The following is a 16,151-nucleotide window of genomic DNA, read 5'->3' as shown; positions in this document are numbered from 1 at the left end:
TGCTGGGAGGCGCTGCCATGCTAGGCAGAGTTGTACTTCAATTCTGCTTCACAGGGGTTTCGCCATGCTTCAGAAGCCAGAACAGTTCCTGGCGTCTGACCGCCTTGCGAAAGAATTCATTCTCGCCATAGAGAGGCGGCACTCTACTGGCCAGGAGCCACTGTATCAACCGACGCAGGCGCCGCTTCAATGGCATGCGCGGCTGCAGGTCGTGCATCATACCCAGCGCCATGGCTTTATCACGCTGAAGTGCCGGGGGAACCGGAAGGCAGTAAGGCTGCATCGGCACCGACGAATCGAAGGCTGGCGGCAGCGCGATACCATGGCCGGCATCTCCCATGGGCCAGCGATCGTTGTCATGCAAATGGTTGGCATAACCGAGCAACGTGGTCGGCTGCCACGCCAGGCCTCGCAGTGCTTCAAGGATCGCTTGTTGGGCGCAGATGTGATCCGGGTGCGGATCGAGCGTCGGGTGCGGCAACACGATCACTTCAGGGCGGGCCCGCAGCAGCAGTTCGCGCAGGTCGGCCAACAGGTTGTTCCAGGTCGGTGCACCATCGGCGTCGCCCGGTAGTGCAAAGGGATTCAACTGGCGGAACAAGCGGGTGTCGTCCATCTCCGCTTCCCGTGAACCCACCGGCCGGGACGGTGCTGCCTGCATCGCTGCCAGTTGCAGGCAGAAATAGCCCAACTGCACGCAATGGGCTTCGGGCACCCCGGCCCAGCGTGGCACGGCGATGCTGTCCCACGCCCGCAGCCGCCCCTTGAGGCGAGCTGCTTCGACCTTGTTCAGGCCGATCTGCTGATAATGTTCCGCTTCGATTTCGCCGGCGGTGAGGGTGACTATCCAGGCTTCGTCGGCCTGACTGTACAAACCATAAGCCGCCAGCTCGGCGTCGTCGGCGTGTGGCGCGATGACCATCACCCGCTGACGGCGGTAATCCGGCTGTTCGAATGCCCAGAGCACGGGTTCGCCCAGCACTCGGCAAAAACGTCCTCGCAGACGCAACTCGCCTCGCGACAGCACTTGCGCCTGACCACTGAGATTGAGGTAACGCAGCCCGTTGGCCCCACGCTCGAAGGTTTGCCTATCGGGATTATCGCCCCCTGACAATTCGACAGCCGGGTCGAGAAAGCGCCCCAGCCAGGTGCTCTTGATCCGAAGGGCCAATACCAGCGTAGCGTCGTCCACCAGCATGACGCCGTCATCCAGGCGCAAACGCTCGCCGTCCAGGTGAATCTTGGGTTGCGGGGTGTAAGGCGGGAAGTTGTAAGCGTAATCGTCCTTGGGCGAATAGAACAAATGATCGGCGAACCAGGCTTCGTGAGCGATCCAGCCCAGCACCGCCAGCACCAGCGGTAGCCACCAGGCCACCAGCACGCCGATGACGACCAACAGCACCAAGGCGATCAGCAGGCCGATACGTTTGTTGCGCCGGTGGCGCTTGAGCAATTGCTGTTTTCGACTCATAGGTTCGCTCATACGGTGAAGACTGGCACAGGATTGCACCAGCGATCCTTGTATTCACGATCGGCGCGACCGAAGGAGAAGCGCAGGGGCTTGTCCAGCACTCGTGCATGCTCCCAGGCACTTTGGGTATTGAGAAAACTCAAGACGCTACCGGGGCTGAATTCACGGGTTTCGGGATCGACGCCACCATTAATGTATTCGACACTGATCCATTGCGGCGCTTCGACGCGGTAGACCAGTTGAATCGCGATCGGCGCATCGTTGAGGAAAATCACCGAGCCGATCAGCAAGTCACGCAACAACCCGATCACCTCGGCCATACGCTCGGCACCGGTCGCGGGAAAGCCCCAGCGACGCTGGAACAAGTCGCAGTAAATCGCCGCCAGTTCGGCGCTGGAAAACTCGCTGACCGGCCGCACCACGCCGCCCGCCTCTTCCAGCAAACGCAATTCGCGACGCTGGTTATAGCGAAATTTTTTCGACAGCTCTTCAGGAGTGCGGGCCATGGCCAGTTGTTCTGCCTGCAGCCTGATACCGCTGAAGCGGCCTTCATTCAGCGCGGACAGATAACGAGCGCGATGGCGCAGGGGCGCTTGCGTATCAGCAGCGGCCGGCAGGATGAGCTCCGCATTGCCGAGGTCGAACAGGCCTTTCTTACCGTTGCGCTTGAGCACGTCCTTGGACAAGGCAAGGTCACGACCCCAGGTTGGAATCGCCGCCTGGACTTCACCCTTTGGCGCCCAGGCCAGGTAACGCACCGGAATATCGGCCAACTGCGCCAGGCGCTCGACCACCATCGGATGAGTGGCGACGCTGCCGCCATAACGGTGCCAGGCCTCGGCGTATGTCGAGGCATCGACCACCGCCCAGCCACGCTCGCGCCATCCTTGAAATCGGTTGAGCATCAACCCCTCGCCGCCAGTTCGGTGACGGCGGGTAAATGCCAGAAAGCATCGCGTACCGCGCGGTCGGAGAAGCGCTCGCGTAAACGGTCTAGCATCAACTCGGCACATTGGCGGCGCTGCTGATCATCCATCGCGGCCAGATGTTGCAACCCTTGAGCCAGGTGCTCGGCGTCGCCCAGCGGAAAGAGAATACCGACGCCCTCGACCACTTCCTTCGCACCGCCGCATGCCGTCGCGAGCAACGGTACGCCGGCAGCCATGGCCTCCAGCAGCACCATGCCGAACGGCTCGTGATCGGAGCTCAAGGCAAACACATCGAAGGCTCGGAAGTAACGACGGGCTTCGGGCACCTGACCGAGAAACAGCACACGGTCGCCGATCCCCAGTTCGCGAGCCGTTGCCTTGAGATCCTGCTCCAGCCGACCGATACCGAGAATCACCAACTGGCTGTTAGCTGGCAAGCCCGGTAACGCCGCGGCAAAACCGTGCAGCAACGTGGTCTGATCCTTGTCCGGATGCAGTCTGCCGACGTTGCCGATAATCCATGCATCCATGGACAAGCCCAGGGTTTCCCGGGCTTCGCGAATCGATACGTGACTGTCCTGCAAGGCTTGCACATTGATCCGGTTGTAGAGTGTCTGAATCCGTGCGGCCGGCCAATTCGGCAGGCAACTGCGAATGTCGTCGCGCACGGCATCGGAAACACCGAGCAGACTCAAACGCTTGCGGAAAAAATTCACAAAGAATTTGCGAGTGCCGCGCTTGTAGTCGTCAAACGCGTGATGCACGCCGATCACCGGCAACGAAGTGCCCAACAAGGCGATGTAGATCGGCTTGAAACGATGAGCAATGCAGAAACTGAAATTGCGCGAAGCGGCGATCTTGCGCAGATCGCGGATGGCACCCAGCTTCAGGCCACGAATGGCCTTGGAGCTGTATTCCATGAACAACACTTCATCGGAAGCACAGCCCGCGGCAACCTCGCTGTCTGCAACCCCGGTCAGAAACACCGTGGTCACTCGATAACCGGTCCCCGCGAACAGGCTGGCGTACTGCCGGGCGCAGTCCAGAAACGGCCCGTCATAGCCGTGACAGAACTGCAGCACATGGCGTTCAGCCGAGCGTGTCATATGCGTCCGCGCCCTCTTTGACCACCAGGATGTCTTCCATGATCAGATACTGCAGGTCGGAGCCGAAGAACATGTTCAGGGCATCCGTAGGCGAGCAGATCATCGGTTCGCCACGGCGGTTGAGCGAGGTGTTCAGCGATACGCCGTTACCGGTCAGCACTTCCAGCGCCTTCATCATGTCGTAGTAGCGCGGGTTGTATTCGCGCTTGAGCACCTGAGCACGAGAGGTGCCGTCTTCATGGACGACTTCCGGCACGCGGGTTTTCCACTCTTCAGCCACTTCGAAGGTGAAGGTCATGAATGGCGCGGGGTGATCGATCTTGATCATCTGCGGTGCGACGGTGTCGAGCATCGACGGGCAGAAAGGCCTCCAGCGCTCGCGGAACTTGATCTGGTGGTTGATGCGGTCAGCCACGCCGGTCGCGCTCGGGCAACCGATGATCGAACGACCGCCCAAGGCACGCGGACCAAACTCCATACGCCCCTGGAACCAGGCGACCGGGTTGCCATCGACCATGATTTTGGCGATGTTTTCCGGCATGTTCTCGAGCTTGCGCCATACCGGCTTGCTCGGGTGACGGGCGCATGCGGCGAGCACGTCTTCGTTGCTGTACGACGGGCCGAGGTAGACGTGTTCCATCTTCTCGACCGGCACGCCACGAGCGTGAGACACATAAGCCGCCGCGCCGACCGCGGTGCCGGCATCGCCGGACGCAGGCTGGACGAACAGTTCCTTGACGTCATCACGGGCGATGATTTTCTGGTTGAGCTTGACGTTCAACGCACAGCCGCCAGCGAAGGCCAGCTTGCCGGTTTCCTTGAGCACGTCGCCCAGGTAATGGTCGATCATCTGCAACGCCAGTTTCTCGAACAGCGCTTGCATGCTCGCGGCGTAGTGGATGTAGGGCTCGTCGGCGATGTCGCCTTCGCGCTTCGGCCCCAGCCACTCGATCAGCTTCGGCGAGAAGTAGAAACCCTTGCCCTTCTCTTTGTAGCGACGCAGGCCGATGACGTTGGCGTAGTCGGTATTGATCACCAGCTCGCCGTTCTCGAACGAGGCCAGACGCGAGAAGTCGTACTTGCTGGCGTCGCCGTACGGCGCCATGCCCATGACCTTGAACTCGCCGTCGAGCATCTCGAAACCGAGGAACTCGGTGATCGCACCGTACAGGCCGCCGAGGGAGTCGGGATCGAAGAATTCCTTGATCTTGTGGATCTTGCCGTTTTCGCCGTAACCGAAGAAGGTCGTGGCGTACTCACCCTTGCCGTCGATGCCGAGGATCGCGGTTTTCTCTTTGAAACCGGAGCAGTGGTAAGCGCTGGAGGCGTGGGCCAGGTGATGCTCGACGGGTTCGATCTTGATTTTCTTCGGATCGAAACCCAATTGCTCGAGGCACCAGACGATCTTGTTGCGATAGCGCTTGTAGCGACGGTTGCCCATCAGGATCGCATCGAGCACGCGGTCCGGGGCGTACCAGTAACGCTTGGCGTAGTGCCAGCGTGCCTTGCCGAACAGGCTGATCGGCGCGAACGGAATCGCAACCACGTCAACGTCGGACGGTTTGATGCCCGCCTGCTCGAGGCAGAACTTCGCCGATTCGTAAGGCATGCGGTTCTTTGCATGTTTATCGCGCACAAAGCGCTCTTCTTCAGCCGCCGCGACCAGCTTGCCGTCGATGTACAAGGCTGCGGAAGGATCATGGCTAAGGGCGCCGGACAGGCCAAGAATCGTCAATGCCACAGGGGTCTAGCCTCTTTAGTCTGCATGCAGGCGCAACGCGCCTCAAAAATTAATGTGCCCTCGCAAGGGGCGAGAGACAGCTAAAGGGCGAGATTATAGCTTAAACATGCCGGGAATGACCCTACGGTTATCAGCGGCGTAAACATGGCTCAGGACCAGGACGCACGGCCAGGGTCATCCGCGACCTGGCCGCCAGTAAATCCTGAGGTTGCCATCGACCCCCTGTCGGTAAATCGTGTACGGCAAGGCGACGGTGTCCAGCGCACCGGACAACGCCAGGTCCAGCAAGACCAGCGGCACAAGAAAACCCGTGGGATCCGGCGGCGCATTCAACACACAGAAATCGTAAGCCAGGCCGCTGTAGATACGCGGGATGGATTGGCAGTAGGTTTTTTGTTTGCGCAGGTCACGCGCCGCATCTTCGTCATTTTGCAGGACCGTGACAGCGGTGCCGCAGCCAGATAGCGCCAGTGAGAGTGTGCCGAACAGAACAGCCGCTTTAATCGTCAAAATTTGCCCTCCATGAACGTCAGGCAAACTAGCATTGCGGTCAGTCAGGCCACAGTTCATGGCTTCTCAAGTTTGTGTAGGACCGTTCACAAGAACTTGTCCCTTATCTTCGTTGGCTGCTCGCGAAAGGACCGAAGGTTCGACTCAGGCAGCGCTGGAGATGTCTTTGGGAAGCCGCTGGTCAATGACCTTATACAGCGCGCTGCTCTCGGGCCAGTTGCGCATGAACCGCGCCCGATCCCGCGCATACGCTGGGGCAAAGCTGCTGGCCGAGCCATGCTGGCACATCGAATCGAGGTCGATCAGCGCCCAGCGATCGTGGTGCCAGAACAGGTTGTGCCCCTTGAAGTCGCCATGACTGATCCGCTCGCGAATCAGCTCTGCAAACAACTGATCCAGTGCCGCCAGCTCTGCCTCGGGCGCTTCACCGCTTTCAACGTACGGCGCAAACCGCTCGATAATGTCCGGCCCCGGCAAATGCTCGGTCACCAGATACGCCCGGCTGCGCAACCAGAGAAAACGTTTTTCCAGCAAGGCCAGCGGTTTCGGCGTGGCAATACCGAGGAACGCCAGCCGATTGCCTTCGCGCCATGAGTGCCAGGCACGGCTTGGGCGCCAGAAGCGTTTGAGCCAGTGGGCAAAGCCTTTGATGTTGTAGCGCTTGATCACCAGAGTCCGACCGTCCACCGCGACTTTTCCGACACTCGCCGCGCCGCCGGTCTTGTACAGATGGCCCTGATCGAGCAACGCATCGGCCTGCTCCAGCACCGGCAGCATCGCCGCTTCTTCCTCGCGGCGAATCGCCCGCAGCCCGAAGGCCCCGCGCTGCACGCTGAACAGCGTGCATTCGCGACCAACCTTGATCAGAAAGTCCTTGAGGCGCCAGCTGCGGACTTTGTCGATCTGCTTCTGCAACGCCTCCATGGGCAAGGCATGCTCGCCATTGCTCAGCAGGTAATACACCAGCAATTCTTCGGTGAACGGCTCCAGCGACTTGGGCAATTGAGCAAAAAACACCCCGAGGTTTTCCAGGACTTTCTGCCGAGACAGTGGCTGGCCGGGGGTTTCGCTGCAGATCCCGGCGCCATCGATCAAATACAGTCGACCGCCCTGACGCAGCAGGTTGTCCAGGTGCAGGTCTTCCTGCCACAGGCCTTTGCGGTGCATTTGACCTATCGCGCCCAGCGCATCGGCCAATACCGCCGATTGCTCATCCGCCAGCATCGGCAAGTGCTCGACCTGTTTCCAGGTATCCCCCAGGCTCTCGGCACCTTCAAGGAAATCGAACAGCAGCCAGCCACCCTCGCCATCCTTCAAGCCGTCGGCCAGCAGCTGCGGCGTGGTCAGACCTTGAGCGGCGAGCAAGCGCACACCGTCCAGTTCACGCTGGAAATGCCGGGCAGCCTTGCTGCCGACCAACAACTTGGCCAGCACCGGACGGCCGCGCCAGACACCGGCGCCGACATAGCGCTGGCCCGGCAACACCCGCAGCAGGCTCAGCAACTGCAACTCGGCGGGCCCAGCGGCATCGGCCAGTGAAACACTCAGCGGCAGAGCCGGATTACGGCCGGCGTTTTTCAGTTCGGACAAACGCATCAGTGTGCCTCCTTATGGCTGCGCCGCGCGGTCAGTCGCGTCAGCCAGCCATCGATCAGCGAACTGTCCTGCGATTGACCCAGGTAGGCGGCCAGCAACTCACGCAGCTGCGCATCGCTCCACTCGGGCGCCCGCCGCGTCAACGGCTCCAGATCCTTGACCCGGTCACGCTGCCCCAACAGCAACGGCCGGGTCTTTTCCAGGTCGATCAGTTGGGCCTGGTAACCGTCGCCGGTGGCCTTGAGAAAAATGTGTTTCGGGTAGAAGCAGCCATGAACCTGACGCGCTGCGTGCAGGCGTCGAGCCAGCTCGCCACACGCCTGCAAAATCGCCGAATGCTGCGCGCCACTTAACTCCGACCAGCGCCGCAACAGCGAGTCCAGGTCATCCCAACCGTCAAGCGCACGGGTCAGCAGAATCGCCCGGACTTCGCCCTCGACTTTGCGCTCACCGAAGAACGCCGCTTTCAGGGCCGGAATGCCGAGCTTTTCATAACGACTGATATTGCGAAATTCCCGGGCAAAACTGGGCTCGCCAAACGGCGCATGCAACGTGCGCATCAGGTAGTTGCTTTGACGCTTGAGATAGAAGCCGTGACCTTCAAGGTCCAGTCGAAACACACTGCTCCAGCCACCGCGCACGGTGTTGGGCTCATCCACGGCATCGAGTTGCCTGGCCCAAAGTGCATCGAAGGTACCGAGGCCGTGGCGCTCCAGTAGCGCACGGTCTTCAGCGGCCAGAAAATCAGTCATTCGCGCCCCTCAAAAAATCTAACCACGTGCCGGATCCGTTTCTTGTCGGCGGCATTGAGTCGTGTCCGCTGGCGGTATTGCAGGTAAAAGCGCAGGCGCTGAGTGGCCGACAGCTGATACTTGGCGACCTTGTCCAGGCACGCCAGATCCTTGGTAATACGGTATTTGAGCCAGAAACCACGCCAGAAATCGCCGTTGGGGCAATCGATCAGGAACAGACGTGCCTGATCGTCGATCAACAGGTTGCGCCACTTCAGATCGTTATGGGTGAAGCGGTGGTCGTGCATGGTCCGGGTGTAATCGGCCAATTGCCGACTGACATGATCGACCCAGGCACGGTCCGCCAGTTTCGGGTCATGCCGCTCCGCCAGGACAGACAGGTCTTCGGTATGCGGCAGTTCACGGGTAATCATCGCCCCGCGATCGTAGGCGGCACCGCGTCGCTCCAGCCCCCAGGCCACCACTTCAGCGGTGGGAATGCCCCATTTGGCGAAGCGTTTGAGGTTCTGCCATTCCATTTTCACCCGAGGCTTGCCGAGGTAGCGGCGCAAGCCCTTGCCCGCGCCGGTGTAGCGCTTGACGTAATAGTTGACGCCGTTGCGATTGACGCGGATGACTTCGGACAGCGGGTCGCGAGTCAATCGCTCACCCTGCAAGGCAAACACCGCCTCGAGACTGCCGAAATCTTCGGCCAGATCGCTGTAGGCAGGTTCCAGGTTCCAACCCGACATCAGAGCGCATCCCCGTATCGCTGTTTACGGTCGTAGAGTTTGTTGGCCTTGCCTTCCAGCCAGGCGAGCAGCCCCGCTTCTTCCGACAGAATCTGGCGCAGCGGTTGCTGGAAGTAGCCTTTGAGGAAACGCAATTTGTCGCGCCGGGTCAAGCCGATGTCCAGGGCCGAGAAGTACAGCGCCGCCAGATCCTTGTTGCGCCAGCGCTGGGTGATTGCCGGGCGGGTCTGAGCGCGGTGCAGGTCGATCACCGAGAGTTTGAAGTCGTCGGCGGTCACCGGTTTGTCGGTGTGCAGCAGGAAGTGGCAGATGTAGCAGTCGCGGTGATTGACCCCGGCGCGGTGCATCATGCCGGTCATGCGCGCCACTTCGGCGATCAGCGCACGCTTGAGCTTTGGCTCGGGCGGGTTCTTGACCCAGTCGATGCTGAAGTCTTCGAGGCTGATGGTCGGCGCCAGTTCTTCGGTGACGATGAACGAATGCTGATCCGCCGGGTTGCTGCCCTTTTCACCGTACGCGACGGCGGTCATGGTCGGCACACCGACTTCCTGCAGGCGCTGAATGGCTTTCCACTCCTGGCCCGCACCCAGCACCGGCAGTTTGGCGGTCAGCAGGTTTTTGAAGATTTCGCCCCAGCCAATGCCACGGTGGATCTTCACGAAAAAACCGTTGCCGTTCACTTCAGTGCGCAAGGTCCGGCGCGCTTCCAGCTCACGGTAGACCTCGCCCTGCAGGCCTTCGACTTCGGCGAACGGGTCGCGTCCGGCCCAAAGGCTCTTGAACGGTTCAGCCAGCATCAACTTCATTAAGCGTGCTCCGCCAGAATCACATCGGCCGCGTGTTGCGGCATGCTGTAGAGGTCGGCCGTCTCGGCGAAAGCCAGACCGTTGCGGCTCCAGGCCGCTCGTGCTTGAGCGTCGTTCAACATACCGGTCAGGTATTGCGTCAGTTGCCCCTGATCGAAGGGTTCGTCCAGCACCAGACCGGCGTCCGCCTCGGCGATGTAATGGGCGTAACCGCACACCGCGCTGACCAGCACCGGCAACCCGGCCACCAAGGCTTCGAGCAACACCGTCCCGGTGTTTTCGTTGTACGCCGGGTGGATCAACAGGTCGGCGCCGAGCAGAAAACGCGGGATATCACTGCGGCCCTTGAGGAACGTCACATTGTCGCCAAGCCCCAAAGCGGCGCTCTGCACCTGGAATAACTTGGGGTCGTCCTGGCCAATTACAAACAGCCGGGTGCGCTTCTTCAGATCAGCGGGCAACGCGGCCAGCGCCTTGAGGCTGCGATCCACGCCTTTGGTCTTGAACCCGGAGCCGATCTGCACCAGCAGCAACTCGTCGTCCTTCAGGTTGAATTCACGACGGAACCCGGCACGAATCTCAGCCGCATTTGGTGGCGCGCGGCGATCCTGAGAAATGCCCGGCGGCAGCAAATGGAAACGTTCCAGCGGGGTGTCGTAATGCTTGATGAACAGCGGCTGCTGGACTTCGGAGATCATCAACACTTCAGTCTTGGCGTCCCTGGCGAACACCGCGCGCTCGTACTCGGCGAAGTGCCGGTAGCGGCCCCAGCGACGGTACAGCGAGTTGCGCAGATTCTGCGCCTTGTCTTCGAAACAGCCGTCGGCGGCGTAGTAAACGTCCAGGCCCGGCATCTTGTTGAAACCGATCAGACGGTCCACCGGACGCTTGGCCAGATCGGCCTCCATCCACTCGCTGAGTTTCTCGTTGCGTCGATGATTGAAGAACGCTTTGACCGGCGCCACCAGCACTTCGAAACCGGGTGGGATCTCACCTTCCCAGATCAGCGTGTAGACACGAATCTGATGACCGCGCTGCTGACATTCCAGGGCAATGCGCATGAAGTCGCGCTGCAAGCCCCCGAACGGAAAGTACTTGTACAAGACGAATGCCAATTGCATCAGCGCAGCTCCTCAGCCAGTAACAACGTGCTCAGTCGGGTCGCGACACGCTCGGGATTCAGACGCGTGAAGCACAACGGCCACTCGCGCTTCAGGTCAAACCGGCGGGCATCTTCGGCCGTCGGTTGATAGGTGCATTTCTTTTGCAGGCACGGGGCGCAGGGGAAATCGCTGGCGATGTGAATCTGCGCCTTGCCGTACGCACCGGTCAGGCCCGGGTTGGTCGGGCCGAACAGCGACAGCGTCGGCACGTCCAGTGCAGCGGCCAGGTGACCGAGACCGGTGTCCACCGCCACGCACGCCTGCGCGCCGGCCAGCACTTTGCCGATGCCCGCCAGATTCAGTTTGGGCAGCACTTCGACGTGCCGCATGTCCTTGGCGATGCGCTCGGCCCGGGCTTTTTCCGCCGGATTGCCCCACGCCAGCTTCACGCCGACGCCCAGGTAGCCGACGCGCTCGGCCAGCTCGCGCCAGTAGGCTTCAGGCCAGTGCTTGGTGTCCCAGGTGGTGCCGTGCAGGAACAGCACGTAAGGGTTCTTGCGCGGCAATTCCACCAGGCGCTCGACGTTCAGGCCGTAGTCGCCCAACCCTTTGGGCAGGTCGTAGCCCAGGGCGATGGCGAACAACTGACGCACTCGCTCAACCGCGTGCTGGCCACGGGCAACCGCCAGTTTGCGATCATAGAAACGCGCAGCGATCGGTTCCCGTGCCGAACCTTTATCGAGGCCCGCCACCGGCGCCTTGACATAGCGTGTGAGCAAGGCGCTTTTCAACAGGCCCTGTGCGTCAATCACCAGATCATATTTCGTGGCGCGAACGCTTTGCTTGAAGCGCTTCCACTCGCCACTCTTGATGGTTTGCCAGATGTTCTTGCGCCAGCGGCGGATCGCCACCGGAATCACTTTGCCCACGGCCGGGTGCCACGTCGGGATCTCGGCGAAACCTTCTTCCACCACCCAGTCGAACGTTATACCGGGAATTGCCCGGGACGCGTCGGTCAGCGCCGGCAACGCATGAATCACGTCACCCAGCGAAGAAGTCTTGATCAGCAGAACCCGCAAACTATTTGACCTCGACCACAGTGCCCTGCAACCGCTGCAAGGCTTCGTTCACCGCTTGCGGCATGAGCTGGCGCAGGCAGTTGTAATGACCGAAACGGCACGTGCGATCGAAGCACGGGCTGCATTCGATGCCCAGGCGCACGATCTCGACGTGCTCGGCCAGCGGTGGCGTGAAGCCCGGCGACGTCGAGCCGTACACCGCCACCAACGGGCGATTCAGCGCCGCGGCGACGTGCATCAGGCCGGAGTCGTTGGACACCACCGAGTCTGCACAGGACAGCAGATCGATGGCCTCGGCCAGGGATGTGCCGCCGCTGAGGTTCACCGATTCTTCACGCAGGCCGGGAATCAGCCGCGCACGAATGTCTTCGCCGACCGCGTGATCGTTTTTCGAACCGAACAACCAGACTTGCCAGCCTTCGCGAATCTTCGCTTCGGCGACCTTGGCGTAATGCTCGGACGGCCAGCGCTTGGACTCGCCAAACTCGGCACCAGGGCACAGCGCCAACACCGGACGATCGAGGCTCAGGCCGAATTTGGCCAGCGCCGCTTCGCGGGTAACCGGATCGATCTGCAAGGTCGGGCGCGGATAGGGTTTCGGCAGTTCAAGGCCGGGCTCGTACGCCAGCGCCATGAAGCGCTCGATCATCAGCGGATAACGTTCTTTGTCCAGCGTGCGCACGTCATTGAGCAGACCGTAGCGGAATTCGCCACGCCAGCCGGTGCGTTTCGGGATACCGGCGAAGAATGGCACCAGCGCCGACTTCAGGGAATTGGGCAGCAGGATCGCCTGATCGTACTGGCCGACCAGGGATTTGCCGATACGCCGACGCGTCGCCAGCTCCAAAGCACCGTGACCGAGCGGAAAGCTCAAGGCCTGACGAACTTCGGGCATGCGCTCAAGAATCGGCCGGCTCCACTCGGGGGCCAGCACGTCGATTTCGCATTGCGGGTGGCGCTGCTTGAGACACTGAAACAGTGTCTGCGCCATCACCATGTCACCGACCCAACTGGGCCCAACGATCAGAATTTTCATGTGGTTTCCAAAAACGAACCGGGGAGGCATACGCCTCCCCGCCTCGATAATCACTGTGGGAGCCTGTTTGCTCGCGATGGGATCATCACATCCAACATGACTGTCGACTGTCACTCCGCTATCGCGGGCAAGCCCGCTCCCACATGGGTATTGGTGCACATCCAGTGCGGTGCAGCTTAGCTGCCTCAACCTACAAAACAACGCAGATCTACTGTGGGTTATCTATTGTTCAAACTATCCGTTTCAGCTTAGTCCCAACTCACGCCAGATCCGCAATACCTGCCGTCGTTCGTCCACGAACTGGTCGCCCGGTATCACCCCGGCGTCCTTCTGCAAGGCCTGCCGGTGCGCGGCGGAGCGGTAGGCTTTATAGGCCTCGCGCAACAGGCTGGCGTCTTCGGCGGGCATCAGCCCTTCGTGTTCCAGCTCTTCCAGAATGCGGATATTGTCGGTCCAACGCAGCAATGGCGGGTGTGTTTCGGACCACGCCAAGGCCGCGTATTGCACCATAAATTCAATATCGACGATACCTCCGGCGTCCTGCTTGAGATCGAACGGCGCCGTGGCCTCGAAGGCATTCGCCCCGGTGCCCGCTGCGGTGCTCTTGCTGCCAAGGTTATCGCGCATTTTCGCGCGCATCTCGCTGACCTCCTGGCGCAAGGTCGGTAAATCCCGGACTTTGCCCAAAATCGCCGCGCGAACCTTCTCGAACGCGTGGCCGACGTCCTGACTGCCCACCAGTACCCGCGCCCGTACCAACGCCTGATGCTCCCAGGTCCAGGCTTCGTTTTCCTGATAACGCGCAAACGCGCCGAGCGAGCTCACCAACAGACCGGAAGCACCGGACGGTCGCAAGCGCATGTCCACTTCATACAGCTGACCGGAGTTGGTCTGGGCCGTGAGCAAGTGAATGATCCGCTGCCCGAGCCGGGTGAAGAATTGCGCGCCATCAATCGGTTTCGGGCCGTCGGTTTCCGCCTGCGGGTCGCCGTCGTGAATGAACACCAGGTCCAGGTCCGAACCATGCCCCAATTCCAGCCCGCCGACTTTCCCGTAACCGACAATGATAAAGCCCGGATCGCACAGCGTACCGTCACTGCGCAGCGGCGTGCCGTATTTGGCCACAGTCTGGCGCCAGGCCAGGGCCAGCACCTGTTCGAGGATCGCTTCGGCGAGCCAGGTCAGGTAATCGCTGACTTTCATCAACGGCAGGCTGCCGGCGATTTCCGACGCGGCGACGCGCAAGCGGTGCGCCAGTTTGAAATGGCGCAGGGCTTCCATTTGCTGTTCGAGGTCGTCCTCGGGAATCCGCGTCAGACGCTCGCGCAACTCGGCGGCCAGTTCCGGCGCCAGGGGTGGCTTGAACAACCGGCCTTCGTTGAGCAATTCGTCGAGCAGCAGCGGGAAGCGGGTGATCTGTTCGGCAATCCACGGGCTCGCAGCGCACAAGGTCAGCAAGCGTCGCAGCGCGCCCGGGTTTTCGGTCAGCAGCACCAGATACGCGGAACGCCGGGCCACCGCCTCAACCAGCGGCAGCACGCGCTCCAGCACCAGATCCGGATTGGCGTGTTCGACCGCCTGCGCCAGCAACCGTGGAATAAAGGCATCAAGGCGTTCGCGCCCCAAACGCTGCATCGCGCGCAATTGCGGGCTGCTGCGCAGGCTGGCCAGGGCTTTCAGGGCTTTGGTGGCATCGACGAAACCGCCCTCCTCCAACTGGCGGCAAGCGGCCTCTTCGTCCTGCGCCTCTTCCCACAGTGGCAGCCATTCACCGCCGACCACCACTTCGCTTTCAGCCCCTTCCTCTTCGTCGGGATCGGCGATCACCTGGCCGAAGTGCCACGCAACACGACCGCGCCAATACATCAGTTGCTCATGAAAGGCGTCCCAATCGGCAAAGCCCAACATAAAGGCAATACGCGCCTGATCCTGCGCACCGTCCGGCAACATCTGGGTCTGGCGGTCTGCAATCGCCTGAATGGCGTGCTCGGTGTAACGCAGGAATTCGTAGCCTTCGCGCAGTTCGCTGACCACCGCCGGCGGCAAGTAACCCTGACCTTCCAGGGTGCTCAATACTTTTAATAGAGGACGTTGTTGCAGGCTCAGGTCGCGGCCGCCGTGGATCAGCTGAAATGCCTGGGCGATAAACTCGACTTCGCGGATGCCGCCGGAGCCGAGCTTGATGTTGTCGGCCATGCCCTTGCGCCGGACTTCCTGCTGGATCAACTGCTTCATCGTGCGCAGCGCTTCGATGGCGGAGAAGTCCAGGTAACGCCGGTAAACGAACGGCCGCAGCATCTCTTGCAGCTGCGCGCCCGCCACTTGATCGCCGGCCACCACCCGCGACTTGATCATCGCGTAGCGCTCCCAGTCGCGCCCCTGATCCTGGTAATACTGCTCCAGCGCGTTGAAGCTCAGCACCAACGCACCGGCCGAACCGTAAGGTCGCAGGCGCATGTCCACGCGGAACACAAAACCGTCGACGGTCATCGGGTCCAGTGCCTTGATCAGGCGCTGACCGAGGCGGATGAAGAATTCCTGATTATCCAGCGAGCGTTTCACGCCGACAGTTTCGCCACCCTCGGGGTAGGCGAAGATCAGGTCGATGTCCGACGACAGGTTGAGCTCGACCGCGCCGAGCTTGCCCATGCCGAGGATGACCATCTGCTGCGGCTCGCCGCTGCGTCGACCGGTCGGCACGCCGAACTGCTGGCAATGGCGCGAGTACAACCATTGATAAGCCTGATCGATGCTGGCGTCGGCCATGTCCGAGAGGTCGCGGCAGGTCTGGATGAGGTCGGCCTGACGGGTCAGGTCACGCCAGATGATTCGCACTTGATGACGGGTGCGCTGGCGACGCAGGACGCGGCCGAGTTCGTCTTCGGTCTGCGCGGCATTCACCGCCGCCGCAATCTGCGCGCACAACTCGCCGGGGGCAAAGCCGCGATCCAGTTCGCCGGACTGCACCAGTGCCAGCAACATCAAAGGGTCACGTACGCTCTGTTCAATCACGAAGTCGCTGGCGGCAGTGACGCGGGCGAACTGCGACCAGCGTTCAGGCGTCCACGAAGACAGGCCATGATCATCATCGAGCGCCTCGACCGCTACACGGAACGACTGCTCGGCACGGATGACAAACGGCAGGAGAATGCCAGGCAGTTCGGCAAGCGAAGGGAGGCTCATGGTCTATCCTTGATCGGCGTGTAGAGGGCTGCATGTAGTGAATTTTCAAATTGCACTACGTGATCGACTGTCGAACAAAGGTTAGAAATAGCTGAAATTTCTTCATTT

Annotated in this window: 13 protein-coding genes; all 13 read right to left on the bottom strand. The window is 61.1% G+C overall.

Translation table 11 applies throughout. From position 1 onward, the window contains the following. Positions 1-37: 37 nt before the first annotated feature. Positions 38-1,471, bottom strand: coding sequence for a PIG-L deacetylase family protein (locus Q7W83_RS02355; RefSeq protein ID WP_150639546.1), 1,434 nt, complete (start codon positions 1,469-1,471; stop codon positions 38-40). An 8-nt stretch (positions 1,472-1,479) separates the two neighbouring features. Continuing rightward, on the bottom strand, positions 1,480-2,376 hold the full coding sequence (locus Q7W83_RS02350) for an antimicrobial resistance protein Mig-14 (RefSeq protein WP_150632367.1): 897 nt from the start codon (positions 2,374-2,376) through the stop codon (positions 1,480-1,482). Next, positions 2,376-3,506: a glycosyltransferase gene (locus Q7W83_RS02345; protein WP_150632366.1), complete on the bottom strand. Its 1,131-nt coding sequence runs from the start codon at positions 3,504-3,506 to the stop codon at positions 2,376-2,378. Before Q7W83_RS02345 ends, Q7W83_RS02350 begins: the two co-directional genes overlap by 1 nt. Beyond that, positions 3,490-5,247: a carbamoyltransferase family protein gene (locus Q7W83_RS02340; RefSeq protein WP_150632365.1), complete on the bottom strand. Its 1,758-nt coding sequence runs from the start codon at positions 5,245-5,247 to the stop codon at positions 3,490-3,492. The genes Q7W83_RS02345 and Q7W83_RS02340 overlap by 17 nt, the downstream gene beginning before the upstream one ends. Before the next feature lie 174 nt (positions 5,248-5,421). Then, the gene (locus Q7W83_RS02335; protein WP_150632364.1) at positions 5,422-5,757 is read right to left on the bottom strand and encodes a YceK/YidQ family lipoprotein; all 336 of its coding nucleotides are present in this window, start codon (positions 5,755-5,757) and stop codon (positions 5,422-5,424) included. 144 nt (positions 5,758-5,901) lie between these two features. Next, positions 5,902-7,353 (bottom strand): lipopolysaccharide kinase InaA family protein, encoded by a 1,452-nt coding sequence (locus tag Q7W83_RS02330; protein WP_150632363.1) that lies wholly within the window; start codon positions 7,351-7,353, stop codon positions 5,902-5,904. Then, positions 7,353-8,105, bottom strand: coding sequence for a lipopolysaccharide kinase InaA family protein (locus Q7W83_RS02325; protein ID WP_150632362.1), 753 nt, complete (start codon positions 8,103-8,105; stop codon positions 7,353-7,355). The genes Q7W83_RS02330 and Q7W83_RS02325 overlap by 1 nt, the downstream gene beginning before the upstream one ends. Further along, entirely contained in the window at positions 8,102-8,836 is a 735-nt protein-coding gene (locus Q7W83_RS02320; RefSeq protein WP_150632361.1) for a lipopolysaccharide kinase InaA family protein, read from the bottom strand. The genes Q7W83_RS02325 and Q7W83_RS02320 overlap by 4 nt, the downstream gene beginning before the upstream one ends. After that, positions 8,836-9,642 carry a lipopolysaccharide core heptose(I) kinase RfaP gene (gene rfaP / locus Q7W83_RS02315; RefSeq protein ID WP_150654518.1) on the bottom strand — a complete coding sequence of 269 codons (807 nt, stop codon included), beginning with the start codon at positions 9,640-9,642 and terminating at the stop codon, positions 8,836-8,838. The genes Q7W83_RS02320 and rfaP overlap by 1 nt, the downstream gene beginning before the upstream one ends. Next, on the bottom strand, positions 9,642-10,763 hold the full coding sequence (locus Q7W83_RS02310) for a glycosyltransferase family 4 protein (RefSeq protein WP_150632359.1): 1,122 nt from the start codon (positions 10,761-10,763) through the stop codon (positions 9,642-9,644). The genes rfaP and Q7W83_RS02310 overlap by 1 nt, the downstream gene beginning before the upstream one ends. Further along, positions 10,763-11,824 (bottom strand): lipopolysaccharide heptosyltransferase I, encoded by a 1,062-nt coding sequence (gene waaC / locus Q7W83_RS02305; RefSeq protein WP_150632358.1) that lies wholly within the window; start codon positions 11,822-11,824, stop codon positions 10,763-10,765. The genes Q7W83_RS02310 and waaC overlap by 1 nt, the downstream gene beginning before the upstream one ends. Position 11,825: 1 nt before the next feature. Further along, positions 11,826-12,860 carry a lipopolysaccharide heptosyltransferase II gene (gene waaF, locus Q7W83_RS02300; RefSeq protein ID WP_150632357.1) on the bottom strand — a complete coding sequence of 345 codons (1,035 nt, stop codon included), beginning with the start codon at positions 12,858-12,860 and terminating at the stop codon, positions 11,826-11,828. A gap of 243 nt (positions 12,861-13,103) precedes the next feature. Next, positions 13,104-16,043: a bifunctional [glutamate--ammonia ligase]-adenylyl-L-tyrosine phosphorylase/[glutamate--ammonia-ligase] adenylyltransferase gene (gene glnE, locus Q7W83_RS02295; protein WP_473655625.1), complete on the bottom strand. Its 2,940-nt coding sequence runs from the start codon at positions 16,041-16,043 to the stop codon at positions 13,104-13,106. Positions 16,044-16,151 lie beyond the last annotated feature (108 nt).

The organism is Pseudomonas sp. 300 (genome assembly GCF_055803035.1).
This window is presented reverse-complemented; position numbering and strand designations above follow the sequence as displayed.

What these genes read in the sequence shown, in the direction of transcription:
- Q7W83_RS02355 (WP_150639546.1), bottom strand. Translation starts at nt 1,471, where the DNA reads ATGAGTCGAAAACAGCAATTGCTCAAGCGCCACCGGCGCAACAAACGT.
- Q7W83_RS02350 (WP_150632367.1), bottom strand. Translation starts at nt 2,376, where the DNA reads ATGCTCAACCGATTTCAAGGATGGCGCGAGCGTGGCTGGGCGGTGGTC.
- Q7W83_RS02345 (WP_150632366.1), bottom strand. Translation starts at nt 3,506, where the DNA reads ATGACACGCTCGGCTGAACGCCATGTGCTGCAGTTCTGTCACGGCTAT.
- Q7W83_RS02330 (WP_150632363.1), bottom strand. Translation starts at nt 7,353, where the DNA reads ATGCGTTTGTCCGAACTGAAAAACGCCGGCCGTAATCCGGCTCTGCCG.
- Q7W83_RS02325 (WP_150632362.1), bottom strand. Translation starts at nt 8,105, where the DNA reads ATGACTGATTTTCTGGCCGCTGAAGACCGTGCGCTACTGGAGCGCCAC.
- Q7W83_RS02320 (WP_150632361.1), bottom strand. Translation starts at nt 8,836, where the DNA reads ATGTCGGGTTGGAACCTGGAACCTGCCTACAGCGATCTGGCCGAAGAT.
- rfaP (WP_150654518.1), bottom strand. Translation starts at nt 9,642, where the DNA reads ATGAAGTTGATGCTGGCTGAACCGTTCAAGAGCCTTTGGGCCGGACGC.
- Q7W83_RS02310 (WP_150632359.1), bottom strand. Translation starts at nt 10,763, where the DNA reads ATGCAATTGGCATTCGTCTTGTACAAGTACTTTCCGTTCGGGGGCTTG.
- waaF (WP_150632357.1), bottom strand. Translation starts at nt 12,860, where the DNA reads ATGAAAATTCTGATCGTTGGGCCCAGTTGGGTCGGTGACATGGTGATG.
- glnE (WP_473655625.1), bottom strand. Translation starts at nt 16,043, where the DNA reads ATGAGCCTCCCTTCGCTTGCCGAACTGCCTGGCATTCTCCTGCCGTTT.